Source organism: Ferrovibrio sp., from assembly GCF_964218355.1.
In the GTDB taxonomy this organism is placed as follows: Bacteria; Pseudomonadota; Alphaproteobacteria; order Ferrovibrionales; family Ferrovibrionaceae; genus Ferrovibrio.
In genome coordinates this window covers 44,838-61,992 of sequence record NZ_CAXPMC010000013.1, presented here as the reverse complement: position 1 = coordinate 61,992, position 17,155 = coordinate 44,838, and the positions used below count along the sequence as shown (strand labels likewise).

Here is a 17,155-nt window from a genome sequence, read left to right as displayed (position 1 = left end):
CATAAAACCGCCGCCGCTGCGGGGGTGTAGCTCAGTTGGTTAGAGCGCCGGCCTGTCACGCCGGAGGTCGCGGGTTCAAGTCCCGTCACTCTCGCCATTCCGCAGCAAAAATCCTGACAATCCAGTGCTTTGAAGGCCTGTGGCCTTGACCGGACGGCGTCGCGGCAGTCAGGGCCGGTGCGCGGCGGTCAGGCTGCCGCAGCCTTGTCGCGCAGGGCGGCCAGACCGGTCACCGGCAGGGTCCGCCCGCTGTCCAGCAGGGCCTGGAAGTGGCCGACATTCGGACTCTGCACCGCGCCGGGGCGGGGATGCCACAGATGCAGCACCACGCTGGCGAAACGCCCGGATTTGCGCCGCAGGCCGGCCCGCAGCAGCCGCAGGATGAAATCGGAATCCTCAAGGCCGTGTCCGACATAGGTGGCGTCGAAGCCGTCCACCCGTTCGATATCGGCGCGCCAGACGCCGAGATTGCAGGTCTGCACCTTCTGCCAGCGGCCGGGATGGCGGTGGCGCCGTGCCGTGTCGGGCAGGGCAAGCAGCTGGAAGGGCCGGTTGGCGCCGCCCAGCAGGGCGCGGAAGAACCAGGGCAGGCGGGATGGCCGCCACCAGCGTTGCGGCGCCGCCAGGATCGCGGCGGTCTTGCGCTTCTTGATATAGCAGCGCGCGCCGGCCACGAAGCAGCCGGCCTGGGCCAGCCGGGCATGGGTGGCGATGAAATCGGGCAGCACCAGGCAGTCGCCGTCGATGAAGACGACATAGTCGCCGCTGGCCGCCAGCAGGGCGTTGTTGCGCGATTCGGCCAGCCGGAAACCGGTATCCGCCTGCCAGGCATGCAGCAGCGGATAATCCAGCTCCCCGCGCAGGCGCCCGATCAGGGCGGCGGTATCCGGCCCGGAGCCGTCATCGGCGACCACGACCTCGTAGGCGGTGCTGCCGCGCCGGCGCTGCGCGGCCAGCGACCGCAGCACCATCTCGAGGACCTGCGGGTTGTTGTAGGTTGAAACGATGACTGAAATTTTCTCCGGCATGGTCACCGGCACCCCCAGGAAAAGCCACGAACAGCTGTCCGGCTGCAGACGCGCCGGCCCCCTGCTGCGGATACTACCGGCGACGGCCCGGCAAGACCACCGGTGGCGCTGCCTGGCGACAACAGCCGGCCCTGATTCGCGCCGCGCCGGGCGGCAGCATGGTCCGTATACTGCGGTGACATAAAAAATCGTTTCTGCCTCTGCAACTTGCGCCGGATTTTTGCCCGGCGGAGCGTGTTGCGGCGCGGCAAATAAACGGCTAGAACAGCCTCGACCTCGGGCAGGGTGGGACCCGTCCGGGCATAACGCGTTTTTCGGAGGGGAATGACCGTGGACGCCCTGCTACGGGAATATCTGCCGATCCTGCTGTTCCTTGGCCTTGCCATCGTGCTGGCTGCCGTTCTGGCCCTGCTGCCCTTCGTGGCCGCCAAGGTCAACCCGGACCCCGAGAAGAATTCGACCTACGAGTGCGGATTCGAGCCTTTCGGCGACTCGCGCAAGCAGTTCGATGTCCGCTTCTACCTCGTGGCCATCCTTTTCATCATCTTCGACCTTGAGGTCGCCTTCCTGTTCCCCTGGGCCATCTCGCTGGGCGAAATCGGCGCCTTCGGCTTCTGGTCGATGATGATCTTCCTGGGCGTGCTGACCGTCGGCTTCATCTACGAGTGGAAGAAGGGGGCGCTGGAATGGGAATGAGCAGCGCAATGAACAATACCGACAAGGTGCCGGCCAGCCGGGACAGCCAGGCCTCCGGCGCCTCGCAGGATGCCTTCTTCAAGGACCTGTCGGACGAACTGGCCGACAAGGGCGTGGTGATCTCCTCGCTCGACAAGCTGGCCAACTGGGCCCGCACCGGCTCGCTGTGGCCGATGACCTTCGGCCTGGCCTGCTGCGGCGTCGAGATGATCCACGCCTACATGGCGCGCTACGATCTCGACCGGTTCGGGGCGATGCCGCGGGCCTCGCCGCGCCAGTCCGACGTCATGATCGTGGCCGGCACCCTGACCAACAAGATGGCGCCGGCCCTGCGCAAGCTGTACGACCAGATGGCCGAGCCGCGCTATGTCATCTCGATGGGCAGCTGCGCCAATGGCGGCGGCTACTATCACTATTCCTATTCGGTGGTGCGCGGCTGCGACCGCATCGTGCCGGTCGACGTCTACGTGCCGGGCTGCCCGCCGACCGCCGAGGCGCTGGTCTACGGTCTTCTGCAGCTGCAGAAGAAAATCCGTCGCACCGGCACCATTGCCCGCTGAGGACGCGCCGATGACCGACAGCAAGGCGATCCTGCGCGAACAGGAACAGGCATTGCGGGATCTGGGCGAACATGTCGCCGCCAGCCTGCCCAACGATGTGCTCGACTGGTCGATTGCCCATGGCGAGCTGACCGTCTCGGCGCTGGCCGACCGCATCGTCAAGCTGCTGACTTTCCTGCGCGACGACGGCAACTGCCAGTTCACCATCCTGGTCGATGTGCTGGGTGTCGACTGGCCGGAGCGGCCGAAACGCTTCGACGTGGTCTATCATCTGCTCAGCATGAAGCTGAACCAGCGCATCCGCGTGAAGGTGCAGACCGACGAGGAAACCCCGGTGCCGTCGGTGACCGGCGTGTTCTCGTCCGCGGGCTGGTTCGAGCGCGAAGTCTGGGACATGTACGGCGTGATGTTCTCCGGCCATCCGGACCTGCGCCGCATCCTGTCGGATTACGGTTTCGAGGGGCATGCCCTGCGCAAGGACTTCCCGCTGACCGGTTATGTCGAGGTGCGCTACGACGAGGAGCAGAAGCGCGTGGTCTACGAACCCGTGCAGCTGCAGCAGGAATTCCGGCGCTTCGATTTCATGAGCCCGTGGGAAGGCGCCCAGTATGTGCTGCCGGGCGACGAGAAGGCGGACGAGGGAGCCAAGTAGAATGGCCGAAGTCACGATCGCCAATTACATGGTGAATTTCGGGCCGCAGCATCCGGCGGCCCACGGTGTGCTGCGCCTGGTGATGGAGCTGGACGGCGAGATCGTCGAACGCTGCGATCCGCATATCGGCCTGCTGCATCGCGGCACCGAGAAGCTGATCGAGCACAAGACCTACCTGCAGGCCGTGCCGTATTTCGACCGGCTCGACTATGTCGCGCCGATGAACCAGGAGCATGCCTTTGCACTGGCCACCGAGCGGCTGCTGGGCCTGGAAGTACCGGCGCGCGGCCAGGCGGTGCGCGTGCTGTTTGCCGAGATCGGCCGCCTGCTCAACCATCTGCTGAACGTGACCACCCATGCCCTCGACTGCGGCGCCATGACGCCGGCCCTGTGGGGTTTCGAGGAGCGCGAGAAGCTGATGGAATTCTACGAGGGCGTTTCCGGCGCCCGCATGCATGCCGCCTATTTCCGGCCCGGCGGCGTGCACCAGGACATGCCCAAGGGCATGGCCGAGGACATCTACAAGTATCTCGACCGCATGCTCAAGGTGATCGACGACATCGAGGGCCTGCTGACCGAGAACCGCATCTATCGCCAGCGCAACGTCGATATCGGCGTGATCAGCGACAAGGACGCGATGGACTGGGGTTTCTCCGGCGTCATGCTGCGTGGCTCGGGCGTTGCCTGGGACCTGCGCAAGGCTCAGCCCTATGACGGCTACGAGAAGTACGATTTCGACATCCCTGTCGGCAAGAACGGCGACTGCTTCGACCGTTATCTCTGCCGCATCGAGGAAATGCGGCAGTCTGCCCGCATCGTCCGCCAGGTGATCGAGACGCTGCCCGGCGGACCCATCGCCTCCGACGATCGCAAGGTGGTGCCGCCCAAGCGCGGCGAGATGAAGCGTTCGATGGAAGCGCTGATCCACCATTTCAAGCTCTACACCGAGGGCTATCACGTGCCGGAAGGCGAGGCCTATGCCGCCGTCGAGGCACCGAAGGGCGAGTTCGGCGTCTACCTGGTGTCGGACGGTTCCAACAAGCCGTATCGCTGCCGCATCCGCGCCCCGGGTTTCCCGCATCTGCAGGCCACCGATTTCCTGTCGAAGGGACACATGCTGGCCGATGCCGTTTCCATCGTCGGCAACATGGATATCGTGTTCGGGGAGATCGACCGATGAGTGGCGTCCATATCGCGCCCCCGGAGCTGCAGCCTGCCAGCTTCAGCTTCACGCCGGAGAACATGGCGCTGGCAAAGCAGCATATCGCCAAGTATCCGGAAGGCCGCCAGCAGAGCGCGGTGATGCCGCTGCTCGACATTGCGCAGCGCCAGCACGACAACTGGGTGCCGCAGGCGGCGATCCGCCACATTGCCGAGCTGCTCGGCATGGCGCCGATCCGCGTGCTGGAAGTGGCCAGCTTCTACACGATGTACAACCTCGCCCCGGTGGGTAAGCATTTCGTGCAGGTCTGCACGACGACGCCCTGCTGGCTGCGCGGTTCCGACAAGGTGCTGTCGGCCTGCAAAAAGCATCTTGGCGTCGGTCCGGGCGAAACCACGGCCGACGGCCAGTTCACCGTGATCGAGGTGGAATGCCTCGGCGCCTGCGTGAATGCGCCGATGCTGCAGCTGGGCGATGATTTCTACGAGGACCTCGACGAGGAAAGCACCGGCCGGATTCTCGAAGCGCTGAAGCGCGGCGAGACGCCGAAGCCGGGTCCGCAGAACGGCCGGCTGTCGTCCGAGCCCAAGGGCGGCGTCACCACCCTGACCACTTTCGCGGCCGCCGGCGGCGGCAGCGACGACTGAGGCGGAGCCAGCCCCATGCTGCAGGACAAGGACCGCATCTTCACCAATCTCTACGGCCACCAGTCATGGCGGCTGGAAGGCGCGCGCAAGCGCGGCGACTGGGACGGCACCAGGGACCTGATCCTCAAGGGCCAGGACTGGATCATCGAGGAGATGAAGAAGTCCGGCCTGCGCGGTCGCGGCGGCGCCGGTTTCCCGACCGGCCTGAAATGGTCGTTCATGCCCAAGCAGTCGGATGGCCGGCCGAGCTATCTCGTGGTCAATGCCGACGAGGGCGAGCCCGGCACCTGCAAGGACCGCGACATGATGCGGCACGATCCGCACAAGCTGGTCGAGGGCTGCCTGCTGGCCGGCTTCGCCATGCGCGCGGTGGCCGCCTACATCTATATCCGCGGTGAGTTCTACCGCGAGGCCGAGAATCTGCAGGCCGCCATCGACGAGGCCTATGCGGCCGGTCTGATCGGCAAGAATGCCTGCGGTTCGGGGTATGACTTCGACGTTTTCGTCCACCGCGGCGCCGGCGCCTATATCTGCGGCGAGGAAACCGCGCTGATCGAAAGCCTGGAAGGCAAGAAGGGCCAGCCGCGCCTGAAGCCGCCGTTTCCGGCCAATATGGGCGTCTGGGGCTGCCCGACCACCGTGAACAATGTCGAAAGCATTGCGGTGGTGCCGACCATCCTGCGCCGTTCGGGCGAGTGGTTTGCCGGCATCGGCCGTCCCAACAACACCGGCACCAAGGTTTTCTGCATCTCCGGCCACGTCAACAATCCGTGCAACGTGGAAGAGGAGATGGGGATTCCGCTGAAGGAGCTGATCGAGAAGCATGCCGGCGGCGTGCGCGGCGGCTGGGACAACCTGCTGGCCGTGATCCCGGGCGGATCTTCCGTGCCGCTGCTGCCCAAGGCCATCTGCGACGACGTGCTGATGGATTTCGACAGCCTGCGCGCGCAGAAATCCGGTCTCGGCACCGCCGCCGTCATCGTGATGGACAAGTCGACGGATATCGTCCGCGCCATCGCCCGGCTGTCGAAATTCTACAAGCATGAATCCTGTGGCCAGTGCACGCCGTGCCGCGAGGGCACCGGCTGGATGTGGCGGGTGATGGAGCGCCTGGTGCAGGGCCGCGCCGAGAAGCGCGAGATCGACATGCTGCTCGAGGTCACCACGCAGGTGGAAGGCCATACGATCTGCGCGCTGGGCGATGCCGCGGCGTGGCCAATCCAGGGGCTGATCCGGCATTTCCGCGGCGAGATCGAACGCCGCATCGACGCCTATCATGGCGGGCAGCCGGTTCTGCCGGCGGCGGCTGAGTGACGGCGGACTGAGTGTAGGCGGGAAGGGTAGCGCATGCCGACGTTGACCATTGACGGGATCCAGGTGACGGTCGAGCCGGGCACCACCGTGCTGCAGGCCTGCGAGGCCGCCGGCAAGGAAATCCCGCGCTTCTGCTATCACGAGCGCCTCAGCATTGCCGGCAATTGCCGCATGTGCCTGGTCGAGCAGGAGAAGGCGCCGAAGCCGATCGCCTCCTGCGCGATGCCGGCCGCCGACAACATGGTGATCAAGACCGACACCCCGCTGGTGAAGAAAGCCCGCGAAGGCGTGATGGAATTCCTGCTGATCAACCATCCGCTCGACTGCCCGATCTGCGACCAGGGCGGCGAATGCGACCTGCAGGATCAGGCCATGGGCTATGGCCGCGGCTCGTCGCGCTATGACGAGAACAAGCGCGCGGTCAAGGACAAGTATATGGGGCCGCTGGTCGAGACGGTGATGACCCGCTGCATCCACTGCACGCGCTGCGTCCGCTTCGCCCAGGAAGTGGCCGGCGTGCCGGAACTCGGCGCCATCGGCCGCGGCGAGGACATGCAGATCACCACCTATCTCGAGCAGGCGATGACCTCCGAACTGTCGGGCAATGTCATCGATCTCTGCCCGGTCGGGGCGCTGACCTCGAAGCCATACGCCTTCACCGCGCGCTCGTGGGAGCTGCGCAAGACCGAGAGCATCGATGCGATGGATGCGGTCGGCGCGAATATCCGTGTCGATGTGCGCGGCCGCGAGGTGATGCGCATCCTGCCGCGCGTCAACGAGGACGTGAACGAGGAATGGCTCTCCGACAAGAGCCGCTTTGCCTATGACGGCCTGAAGGCACGCCGCCTCGACCGGCCCTATGTGCGCCGGGACGGCAGGCTGCAGGAAGCCAGCTGGGGCGAGGCCTTTGCCGCGGTTGCGGCCGGACTGAAGGGCCTGCAGGGCAGCCAGATCGCGGCAATTGCCGGCGACATGGTCTGCGCCGAGAGCATGACCGCGCTGAAGGACCTGATGGGCAAGCTGGGCTCGGCCAGCCTCGACTGCCGCCAGGATGGCGCGCAGATCGACCCGGCCGCCCGTGCCGGCTGGCTGTTCAACAGCACCATTGCCGGAATCGACGAGGCCGATGCCATCCTGATCGTCGGCAGCAATCCGCGGCGCGAGGCCGCGCTGATCAACGCCCGTATCCGCCGGCGCTTCCTGACCGGCAAGGTGAAGATCGCCCTGATCGGCGCCGACCAGCCGGCGCTGACCTACAAATACGATTATCTCGGCGCCGGCGCCGCGACGCTGAAGGAGATCGCCGAGGGCCGTAACGCCTTTGCCGGTGTGCTGAAGGCAGCGCAGAAGCCGATGCTGATTCTCGGTCAGGGCGCGATTGCCCGTGCCGATGGCGCCGCCGTGCTGGCGCTGGCCAGGCAGATCGCGGATGGCTGCGGCCTGGTGAAGGATGGCTGGAACGGCTTCAACATGCTGCACACGGCTGCCGCCCGCGTCGGCGGACTGGATCTTGGCTTCGTGCCGGGTCAGGGTGGAAAGGATGTGGCCGGTATCCTCGCCGGCGCGCAGGCCGGCGACATCAAGGCGGTGTACCTGCTGGGGGCCGACGAGATCGACACCGCGAAACTCGGCTCTGCTTTCGTGATCTACCAGGGCAGCCATGGCGATGCCGGCGCGAAACGTGCCGACGTCATCCTGCCGGGTGCCGCCTATACCGAGAAGGATGCCACCTGGCTGAATACCGAGGGGCGGGTCCAGCTGGGACGCCGCGCCGCGGCGCCGCCGGGCGAGGCGCGTGACGACTGGGCGATCATCCGTGCCTTGTCGGAAGCGGTCGGCCACAAGCTGCCCTATGACAACCTGGGCATGCTGCGCCGGCGCATGCTGGAGATCGCCCCGCATTTCGGTGCCGTCGACCAGATCACGCCGGCTGCCTGGGCGGCTTTCGGCAGTGCAGGGACGGCGGGCGATGCGCCGTTCGTCTCGCCGGTGGCCGATTTCTACCTGACCAATCCGGTCGCCCGCGCCTCGGCCACGATGGCCGAGTGCTCCGCCATCGCGAAGGGTGCGGCCTTGCCGAAGACGGGGACCCATGACTGACGGTTTCTGGAACATTCTCTGGACGGGCTACGTCTTCCCGGGCGGGGTGATCCTCGTCCATATCCTGCTGCTGGTGGTGCCGCTGCTGATCGCGGTGGCGTATCTCACCCTGATGGAACGCAAGGTGCTGGCGGCGATGTCGCTGCGCATGGGCCCCAATGTGGTCGGGCCCTTCGGCCTGCTGCAGCCCTTCGCGGATGCGGTCAAGCTGATCTTCAAGGAGCCGATCATCCCTTCGGGCGCCAACAAGTTCCTGTTCGTGGCGGCTCCCTGCATCACCTTCATTCTCGCGCTGATCGCCTGGGCGGTGATTCCGGTCAGCGAGGGCTGGGTGATCGCCAACATCAATGTCGGCATCCTGTATCTCTTCGCCATCTCGTCGCTGGGCGTTTACGGCATCATCATCGCCGGCTGGTCGTCGAATTCGCGCTACGCCTTCCTCGGCGCGCTGCGCTCCTCGGCGCAGATGGTGTCCTATGAAGTCTCGATGGGCTTCGTGATCATCACCGTGCTGCTCTGCGTCGGCTCGCTCAATCTGAGTGCCATCGTCGAGGCACAGAAGACGGTGTGGTTCGCCCTGCCGCTGTTCCCGATGTTCGTCGTCTTTTTCATCTCGGCGCTGGCCGAGACCAACCGGCATCCCTTCGACCTGCCGGAAGCCGAAGCCGAACTGGTTGCCGGTTACCAGGTCGAATATTCGTCGATGACCTTCGCCCTGTTCTTCCTCGGCGAATACGCGAACATGATCCTGATGTCGGGCATGACCACGATCCTGTTCCTCGGGGGCTGGCTGCCGCCCTTCGACGTCGCGCCGTTCAACTGGATCCCGGGCGTCATCTGGTTCTGCCTGAAGATTTTCGTGCTGCTGTTCGTCTTCATCTGGGTGCGCGCCACCGTGCCGCGCTACCGCTACGACCAGCTGATGCGCCTGGGCTGGAAGGTGTTCCTGCCGTTTTCACTGTTCTGGGTGGTGGCCACCGCGGGCGTTCTCATCGCCTTCGACCTGCTGCCGAAAGGGGTGTAAGCCATGGCTCTGCTCGATCGCGGTGCCCGCACGATCTTCCTCTGGGAAGTGGTGAAGGGACTGGGCCTGACCTTCAGCTACATGTTCAAGAAGCGGGCGACGGTGAATTACCCGTACGAGAAGGGTCCGCTCGGCCCGCGCTTCCGCGGCGAGCATGCGCTGCGCCGCTACGCCAACGGCGAGGAACGCTGCATTGCCTGCAAGCTGTGCGAGGCGATCTGCCCGGCCCAGGCGATCACCATCGAGGCCGAACCGCGCGACGATGGCTCGCGCCGCACCACGCGTTACGACATCGACATGACCAAGTGCATCTACTGCGGCTTCTGCCAGGAAGCCTGCCCGGTGGACGCCATCGTCGAGGGGCCGAATTTCGAGTTCGCCACCGAAACCCGCGAGGAGCTGTTCTACGACAAGGACAAGCTGCTGGCGAATGGCGAGCGCTGGGAATACGAGATTTCGCGCAACATCGCCGCCGACGCGCCGTATCGCTGAGCGCACGCAGGCGAGGGGGTTAACGATGATTATCCAGGCCTTGGCCTTCTACCTGTTCGCGGCGATCACCGTGGCTTCGGCTTTCATGGTGACCGCCTCGCGCAACCCGGTGCACAGCGTGCTGTTCCTGATCCTGGCCTTCTTCAACGCGGCCGGACTGTTCGTCCTGATGGGCGCGGAATTCCTGGCGATGATCCTGGTGATCGTCTATGTCGGCGCCGTCGCCGTGCTGTTCCTGTTCGTCGTCATGATGCTGGACATCAACTTCGTCGAACTGCGCCAGGGCTTCCTGCAGTATCTGCCGATCGGCGGCCTGATCGGTTTCATCCTGCTGATCGAGCTGCTGCTGGTGCTGGGCGGCTGGGTGATCAGCCCGGCAGCGCAGCAGGTGGCCACCACGCCGGTGCCGGCCGAGGTGACCAATACCCATGCCCTGGGTGCGGTGCTGTACACGAAGTATATCTACCTGTTCCAGGGTGCCGGGCTGATCCTGCTGGTCGCCATGATCGGCGCCATCGTGCTGACCCTGCGGTCGCGGCCGGGCGTGCGGCGCCAGAGCATCGCCGAGCAGGTCAGCCGCCGCCGCGAGGATGCCGTGGCGGTGCGCAAGGTCGAACCCCACCAGGGCATATGAACGGATCGGGACGCAGATCATGACCATCGGACTCGGACATTACCTGACCGTCGCCGCGATCCTGTTCACACTGGGCGTGTTCGGCATCTTCCTCAACCGCAAGAACGTCATCGTCATCCTGATGTCGGTTGAACTGATGCTGCTGGCGGTGAACCTGAACCTGGTGGCGTTTTCGACCCACCTGCATGACCTGGTCGGCCAGGTTTTCGCGCTGTTCGTGCTGACCGTGGCGGCCGGCGAGGCGGCGATCGGTCTGGCCATCCTGGTGGTCTATTTCCGCAACCGTGGCAGCATCGCGGTTGAAGACATCAACATGATGAAGGGCTGAGGCGGCACGATGACGATGTACCATCTGATCGTTTTCCTGCCGCTGCTGGCCGCGATCCTGGCCGGCCTTGGCGGCCGTCGCATCGGCGATGCCGCGGCGATGGCGCTGACCACCGGCTCGGTCTGTCTGGCGGCCGTGCTGTCCTGGGTCGCTTTCTACCTGGTGATCGGCCAGGAGCAGGTCGTCACCGTGAAGGTGCTCGACTGGATTTACTCGGGCGATTTCCGCGTCGACTGGGCGCTGAAGATCGACCAGCTGACCGCCGTGATGCTGGTGGTGGTTAATACCGTGTCGGCCGTGGTGCATGTCTATTCGATCGGCTACATGAGCCACGATCCGCACCGCCCGCGCTTCTTCGCCTATCTGTCGCTGTTCACCTTCGCCATGCTGATGCTGATCACGGCGGACAATTTCGTCCAGCTCTACATGGGCTGGGAGGGCGTCGGCCTCGCCTCCTATCTGCTGATCGGTTTCTGGTTTAAGAAGCCCTCGGCCAATGCGGCGGCGATCAAGGCCTTCGTGGTCAACCGTGTCGGCGATTTCGGATTCGCACTCGGCATCATGACGCTGTTTTTCGCCACCGGCTCGGTCAGCTTCGAGACGGTGTTCGGCGCCGCCCCGGATCTCGCCGGCAAGACCTTCCATTTCCTGTGGAAGGACTGGGACATCCTGACGGTCGCTACCTTCCTGCTGTTCCTTGGCGCCATGGGCAAATCGGCCCAGCTCGGCCTGCACACCTGGCTGCCGGATGCGATGGAAGGCCCAACCCCGGTTTCGGCCCTGATCCATGCCGCGACCATGGTCACGGCCGGCGTCTTCATGGTGGCGCGCTGCTCGCCGTTGTTCGAATATGCGCCCGACACGCTGGCCTTCGTCACCGTCATCGGCGCTTCGACCGCCTTCTTCGCCGCCACCATCGGCCTCGCGCAGAACGACATCAAGCGGGTGATCGCCTATTCGACCTGTTCGCAGCTCGGCTACATGTTCTTCGCGCTGGGCGTCTCGGCCTATCCGGCCGCCATCTTCCACCTGTTCACCCATGCCTTCTTCAAGGCGTTGCTGTTCCTCGGTGCCGGCTCGGTGATCCATGCCGTCGACGGCGAGCAGGACATGCGCCGGATGGGCGGCCTGTGGAAGCATATCAAGGTCACCTATGTGATGATGTGGATCGGCAGCCTGGCACTGGCCGGTTTCCCGATCTTCGCCGGCTACTATTCCAAGGACATGATCCTCGAGGTCGCTTTTGCATCCGGCAGCGGGGTCGGGCAGTTCGCCTATGTGATGGGCATGGCGGCGGCAATCCTGACCGCCTTCTATTCCTGGCGGCTGCTGTTCATGACCTTCCACGGTGCGCCGCGGGCCGATCATCACGTGATGGAACACGTGCATGAAAGCCCGCTGGTGATGCTGCTGCCGCTGGGCGTGTTGGCCGTGGGCGCGGTGTTCGCCGGTATTCTCTTCGCCGACGGCTTCATCGGCCATCATTGGAAGGAATTCTGGGGCAGCTCGATCCTGATCCTCGACAGCCACAAGGCGATGGAGGAAGCCCATCACGTGCCGCTGCTGGTCAAGATCGGCCCGATCATCGTCGGCATCGTCGGCATCGCGGTGGCCTGGTGGGCCTATATCCGCGACACCGCCCTGCCGGGCCGGGTCGCCAGCCAGCATACGCTGCTGTACCAGTTCCTGCTGAACAAGTGGTATTTCGACGAGCTGTACAATCTGGTCTTCGTCCGCCCGTCCATGTGGCTCGGCCGTGTGCTGTGGAAGGGTGGCGATGGCAGGATCATCGACGGCTTCGGCCCGGACGGCTTTGCCGCCGCGGTGATCCGGCTGGCCCGCCGCGCCTCGGTGCTGCAGTCCGGCTACGTCTATCACTATGCCTTTGCCATGCTGATCGGCGTGGCGGTGCTGGTGACCTATTTCTTCACCGTGTCAGGCCACTGAGCGGGGGAGCGAGGAACCATGTCGAGTATGCCCCTGCTGTCGATCGTCACCTTCCTGCCACTGGTTGGCGCCGCCTTCATCCTGCTGGCGCGCGGGCCGGACGAGATCACGGCCCGCAATGCCCGCTCGGTCGCCCTGTGGACCACCACGATCACCTTCCTGGTATCGCTGCTGATCTGGCTGAATTTCGACAACACCACGGCATCCTTCCAGTTCGTCGAGAAGACCGACTGGATCGGCGCCGGCATCAATTACCATATGGGTGTCGACGGCATCTCGATGCTGTTCGTCATCCTGACCACCTTCCTGATGCCGCTGTGCATCCTGGCCTCGTGGGACGCCATCGGCACCCGCGTCAAGGAATACATGATCGCCTTCCTGGTCATGGAAACCCTGATGATCGGCGTCTTTTGCGCGCTGGACCTGGTGCTGTTCTACCTGTTCTTCGAGGCCGGCCTGATCCCGATGTTCCTGATCATCGGCATCTGGGGCGGCAAGCGCCGCATCTATGCCAGCTTCAAGTTCTTCCTCTACACGCTGCTCGGCTCGGTGCTGATGCTGCTGGCGATCCTGTATATGTACTTCACCGCCGGCACCACCGACATTCCGAGCCTGATGAAGACCGGGCTGTTTTCGGGCACGGCGCAGATCTGGCTGTGGCTGGCCTTCTTCGCATCCTTCGCAGTGAAGATGCCGATGTGGCCGGTGCATACCTGGCTGCCGGATGCCCATGTCGAGGCGCCGACCGCAGGCTCAGTGATCCTTGCCGGCGTGCTGCTGAAGATGGGTGGCTACGGCTTCCTGCGCTTCTCGCTGCCGATGTTCCCGCTGGCCTCGGAGTATTTCGCACCTTTTGTCTTCGCGCTCAGCGTCATCGCCATCGTCTACACCTCGCTGGTGGCGCTGATGCAGGAAGACATGAAAAAGCTGATTGCCTATTCCTCGGTGGCGCATATGGGATTCGTCACCATGGGCATCTTTGCGCTCAACACCCAGGGCATCGAGGGCGCCATCTTCCAGATGCTCAGCCATGGCATCGTCTCGGGTGCATTGTTCCTCTGCGTCGGCGTGGTCTACGACCGCCTGCATACCCGCGAGATCGCCCGCTATGGCGGCCTTGCCAGCAACATGCCGAAATACGCCCTGGTGTTCATGCTGTTCACCATGGCCAATGTCGGCCTGCCGGGCACCGGCGGCTTCGTCGGCGAGCTGCTGACCCTGGTCGGCGCCTTCCAGGCCAATACCTGGGTCGCCCTGATCGCCACCACCGGCGTGATCCTGTCGGCCGCCTATGCCCTGTGGCTGTATCGCCGCGTGGTGTTCGGCGAGCTGAACAAGGATGATGTCAAGGCGATGCTGGACATGAATCCGCGCGAGATCGCCACCTTTGCGCCCCTGGTGATCCTTGCCCTGTGGATGGGTATCTATCCGGCACCGTTCCTCGACGTTCTGGCCGTCTCGGTCCAGAACCTGCTCGATCAGCATCAGACCGCACTGGCGGCCGCGAAGGCGGTTGCCACCGCGGCCCGCTAAGGCGGAAGACAGGAGTAGTCCCGTGACCGCAATTTCGCTCCCGGCCCTCGCGCCTGCCTATCCGGAGATCTGGCTCGCCATCGCGACCATGGCGCTGCTGATGTTCGGCGTCTTCCGCGGCGACGGTTCCACCCGGCTGGTTTCCTGGCTGGCGGTGGCCATCCTCGCTGTGACCATGGCGCTGGTGACCTGCCTGCCAACGGCACAGCAGACGACCTTCGAGGGCCTGTTCGTGGTCGACGGCTTTGCCCGCTTCGCCAAGATCCTGATCCTGCTGGGCTCGGCCTTTGCCGTGATCCTGTCGCTCGGATTCATCCGTTACGAGCGGATGGAACGGTTCGAATATCCGGTGCTGATCCTGCTGGCCAGCATTGGCATGCTGATGATGGTTTCGGCCAACGACCTGATCGCACTGTATCTCGGTATCGAGCTGCAGTCGCTGTCCCTCTATGTGATGGCGGCCTTCAAGCGCGATTCCAGCCGTGCCACCGAGGCCGGCCTGAAATATTTCGTGCTTGGTGCCCTGTCGTCCGGCATGCTGCTTTACGGCTGCTCGATGATCTACGGTTTCACCGGCAGCACCAGTTTCCCGCTGATCGCCCAGAGCCTGTCCGCGGCCCTGACCGGCGGCGGCCAGGCCTCGATCGGCCTGGTCATCGGTATCGTCTTCCTCAGTGCCGGCCTCGCCTTCAAGGTCTCGGCGGTGCCGTTCCACATGTGGACCCCGGATGTCTACGAGGGTGCGCCAACCCCGGTAACGGCCTTCTTCGCCGTGGCGCCGAAAGTGGCGGCGATGACCCTGTTTGTCCGCGCGCTGCTCAGCCCGTTCGGCGAGATCGTTGGCGAGTGGCAGCAGATCGTCATCGTGATCAGCGCACTGAGCATGATCCTCGGCGCCTTTGCTGCCATCGCGCAGACCAACATCAAACGCCTGATGGCGTATTCCTCCATCGGCCATGTCGGCTATGCCTTGGTCGGTCTGGCTGCGGGCACGGAAGAAGGGGTGCGCGGCATCCTGATTTATCTGGCGATCTATCTGGCCATGAATGTCGGCACCTTCGCCTGCATCCTCGCCATGCGCCAGAAGGACCAGATGGTCGAGGGCGTCCAGGATCTGGCCGGCCTGTCGAAGACCCATCCGGGCATGGCGCTGCTGCTGGCGGCCTTCATGTTTTCGCTGGCAGGCGTGCCGCCGCTGGCCGGCTTCTTCGGCAAGTTCTACATCTTCATGGCCGCGATCAATGCCCATCTCTATACGCTGGCGGTGATCGGCGTGCTCAGCTCGGTGGTCGGTGCCTATTACTACCTGCGCATCATCAAGATCATGTATTTCGACGATGCGGCCGAACCGCTGGCCAAGCCGGTGCGCGGCGAGCTGGGGGCGGTGATGACGGTGACCGGCCTGTTCACCATTCTGTTCTTCGTGCTGCCGGGGCCGCTGCTGGCCGCCGCTGAAACCGCCGCCAGGGCGCTGTTCCCCTGACGGGGAAGCGGCTGACCGGGGCGGCCGCCGGCACGGCATGACAGCCTGGAGCCTGCAGGCTTTCGACAGCCTCGACAGTACCAGCGAGGAAGTCCGGCGCCGGGCCGAAGCCGGTGCGCCGGAAGGGCTGGCGGTGCTGGCCCGGCGGCAGACGGCCGGCCGCGGGCGCCGGGGGCGCAGCTGGGACTCCCCCGAAGGCAACCTGTTCCTGTCGCTGCTGCTGCGGCCGCGGGTGACGCCGGCAGAGGCTGCACGGCTGTCCTTCCTGGTGGCGGTGGCGGTGACCGAGGCTCTGGATCTCGCTGCGCCCGCGCTGCGCGGGCAGGTGACCTGCAAATGGCCGAATGATGTGCTGGTTGCTGGCGCCAAGATCGCGGGAATCCTGCTGGAATCGCGTACGGCGCCGGATGGCGGTCTCGACTGGGTGATCGTCGGGATCGGCGTCAATCTGGCCCATTTCCCGCCCGACACGCCCTATGCGGCCACGGCGCTGTCGGCCCATGGTGTGGCCGTGCTGCCCGAGGATTTTGCCGGCTGGCTGCTGGCCCGGCTGGGTTACTGGCTCGGCCGCTGGCGCAGCGAGGGATTCGCGCCGGTGCGGGAGGCCTGGCTGGCCCGTGCGCAGGGAATCGGTCGCGAGGTTGTTGTGCGCCTGCCGGACAGCGAATTGCGCGGCCGTTTCGCGGCACTGGACGAAAGCGGGGCATTGCTGCTGGAATTGCCGGACGGCAGCCGGCAGGCCGTCACCGCCGGCGACGTGTTTCCGGCCGCCTGAGGGAGAGACCCAATGCTGCTCGCCATCAACGCCAACAACACCAACGTCAAGTTCGGGGTGATCGACGGCGACCGCATCGTCGGCGAGTGGCGCCAGCATACCTCGGCGATGCGCACCGGCGATGAGCATGCCGTCTGGCTGCTGCAACTGATGCAGATCGAGGGGATCGACCCGAAAAGCATCACGGCGGCGATCATCGGCAGCGTGGTGCCGCAGGCCACCTTCAACCTGCGCCGGCTCTGCACCCGCTATTTCGATGTCGAGCCGCTGGTGCTGGGCGAGCCGAATGTCCGATACGGCATCGAGGTCAAGGGGCAGGGGGCCGGCGCCGACCGCATCTGCAACACCGTGGGTGCCGCGATCCTGTTTCCGGAAACGCCGATGATCATCGTCGATTTCGGCACCGCCACCACCTTCGACGTGGTCGACGAGGCCGGGGCCTATTGCGGCGGCGTGATCGCACCGGGCATCAACCTGTCCATCGAGGCGCTGGTCAATGCCACGGCCCTGCTGCCGCGTATCGTGGTCGAGAAGCCGAAGCAGGTGATCGGCACCACCACCGTGGCCTGCATGCATTCCGGCGTGTTCTGGGGCTATGTCGGCCTGATCGAGGGGATCGTCGCCCGCATCCGCGAGGAATTCGGCCGGCCGATGAAGGTGATTTCCACCGGTGGCCTGGCGCCGGTCTTCGAGGGCTCGACCCAGGTGATCGAGCGGATCGTGCCGGACATCACCGTGCGCGGCCTGATCGAAATCTATCGCCGCAGCACGGTGAAGTAG

Annotated in this window: 17 protein-coding genes and 1 tRNA gene; 17 read left to right on the top strand and 1 reads right to left on the bottom strand. The window is 64.8% G+C overall.

The window, feature by feature from the left end; translation table 11 throughout:
- Positions 1-20: 20 nt before the first annotated feature.
- Positions 21-97 (top strand) — tRNA-Asp (locus ACEQZY_RS08180).
- A 91-nt stretch (positions 98-188) separates the two neighbouring features.
- Here the strand turns inward: ACEQZY_RS08180 and ACEQZY_RS08175 are convergent.
- On the bottom strand, positions 189-1,028 hold the full coding sequence (locus tag ACEQZY_RS08175; RefSeq protein WP_370153513.1) for a glycosyltransferase: 840 nt from the start codon (positions 1,026-1,028) through the stop codon (positions 189-191).
- 330 nt (positions 1,029-1,358) lie between these two features.
- On the opposite strand from ACEQZY_RS08175, the gene ACEQZY_RS08170 reads away from it, so the two are divergent.
- From ACEQZY_RS08170 to ACEQZY_RS08095, 16 genes are read left to right on the top strand one after another with little or no spacing between them, the layout of a single operon-like run.
- Positions 1,359-1,724: an NADH-quinone oxidoreductase subunit A gene (locus ACEQZY_RS08170; RefSeq protein WP_341702548.1), complete on the top strand. Its 366-nt coding sequence runs from the start codon at positions 1,359-1,361 to the stop codon at positions 1,722-1,724.
- Positions 1,721-2,284: an NADH-quinone oxidoreductase subunit B family protein gene (locus tag ACEQZY_RS08165; RefSeq protein ID WP_370153511.1), complete on the top strand. Its 564-nt coding sequence runs from the start codon at positions 1,721-1,723 to the stop codon at positions 2,282-2,284. The genes ACEQZY_RS08170 and ACEQZY_RS08165 overlap by 4 nt, the downstream gene beginning before the upstream one ends.
- Before the next feature lie 10 nt (positions 2,285-2,294).
- Complete coding sequence (locus ACEQZY_RS08160) at positions 2,295-2,936, top strand: NADH-quinone oxidoreductase subunit C (RefSeq protein ID WP_341702527.1); 642 nt, start codon at positions 2,295-2,297, stop codon at positions 2,934-2,936.
- Position 2,937: 1 nt separating this feature from the next.
- Complete coding sequence (locus ACEQZY_RS08155; protein ID WP_341702526.1) at positions 2,938-4,116, top strand: NADH-quinone oxidoreductase subunit D; 1,179 nt, start codon at positions 2,938-2,940, stop codon at positions 4,114-4,116.
- Entirely contained in the window at positions 4,113-4,745 is a 633-nt protein-coding gene (nuoE, locus tag ACEQZY_RS08150; RefSeq protein WP_341702525.1) for an NADH-quinone oxidoreductase subunit NuoE, read from the top strand. Before ACEQZY_RS08155 ends, nuoE begins: the two co-directional genes overlap by 4 nt.
- A gap of 15 nt (positions 4,746-4,760) precedes the next feature.
- Positions 4,761-6,059, top strand: coding sequence for an NADH-quinone oxidoreductase subunit NuoF (gene nuoF, locus ACEQZY_RS08145; RefSeq protein ID WP_341702524.1), 1,299 nt, complete (start codon positions 4,761-4,763; stop codon positions 6,057-6,059).
- A gap of 33 nt (positions 6,060-6,092) precedes the next feature.
- Complete coding sequence (gene nuoG, locus ACEQZY_RS08140) at positions 6,093-8,159, top strand: NADH-quinone oxidoreductase subunit NuoG (RefSeq protein ID WP_370153508.1); 2,067 nt, start codon at positions 6,093-6,095, stop codon at positions 8,157-8,159.
- The gene (gene nuoH / locus ACEQZY_RS08135; protein WP_341702522.1) at positions 8,152-9,183 is read left to right on the top strand and encodes an NADH-quinone oxidoreductase subunit NuoH; all 1,032 of its coding nucleotides are present in this window, start codon (positions 8,152-8,154) and stop codon (positions 9,181-9,183) included. Before nuoG ends, nuoH begins: the two co-directional genes overlap by 8 nt.
- A 3-nt stretch (positions 9,184-9,186) precedes the next feature.
- Positions 9,187-9,675: an NADH-quinone oxidoreductase subunit NuoI gene (nuoI, locus tag ACEQZY_RS08130; RefSeq protein ID WP_341702521.1), complete on the top strand. Its 489-nt coding sequence runs from the start codon at positions 9,187-9,189 to the stop codon at positions 9,673-9,675.
- A 25-nt stretch (positions 9,676-9,700) separates the two neighbouring features.
- Complete coding sequence (locus tag ACEQZY_RS08125) at positions 9,701-10,309, top strand: NADH-quinone oxidoreductase subunit J (RefSeq protein WP_370153505.1); 609 nt, start codon at positions 9,701-9,703, stop codon at positions 10,307-10,309.
- A 19-nt stretch (positions 10,310-10,328) separates the two neighbouring features.
- The gene (gene nuoK, locus ACEQZY_RS08120; RefSeq protein ID WP_341702519.1) at positions 10,329-10,637 is read left to right on the top strand and encodes an NADH-quinone oxidoreductase subunit NuoK; all 309 of its coding nucleotides are present in this window, start codon (positions 10,329-10,331) and stop codon (positions 10,635-10,637) included.
- A 15-nt stretch (positions 10,638-10,652) separates the two neighbouring features.
- Entirely contained in the window at positions 10,653-12,584 is a 1,932-nt protein-coding gene (gene nuoL, locus ACEQZY_RS08115; RefSeq protein WP_341702546.1) for an NADH-quinone oxidoreductase subunit L, read from the top strand.
- 18 nt (positions 12,585-12,602) lie between these two features.
- Positions 12,603-14,117: an NADH-quinone oxidoreductase subunit M gene (locus ACEQZY_RS08110; protein ID WP_341702518.1), complete on the top strand. Its 1,515-nt coding sequence runs from the start codon at positions 12,603-12,605 to the stop codon at positions 14,115-14,117.
- Between the two features lie 22 nt (positions 14,118-14,139).
- Positions 14,140-15,600, top strand: coding sequence for an NADH-quinone oxidoreductase subunit NuoN (nuoN, locus tag ACEQZY_RS08105; protein WP_341702517.1), 1,461 nt, complete (start codon positions 14,140-14,142; stop codon positions 15,598-15,600).
- A 37-nt stretch (positions 15,601-15,637) separates the two neighbouring features.
- The gene (locus ACEQZY_RS08100) at positions 15,638-16,375 is read left to right on the top strand and encodes a biotin--[acetyl-CoA-carboxylase] ligase (protein ID WP_341702516.1); all 738 of its coding nucleotides are present in this window, start codon (positions 15,638-15,640) and stop codon (positions 16,373-16,375) included.
- A gap of 12 nt (positions 16,376-16,387) precedes the next feature.
- Positions 16,388-17,155, top strand: a complete 768-nt coding sequence (locus ACEQZY_RS08095) for a type III pantothenate kinase (RefSeq protein ID WP_370153502.1) — start codon at positions 16,388-16,390, stop codon at positions 17,153-17,155.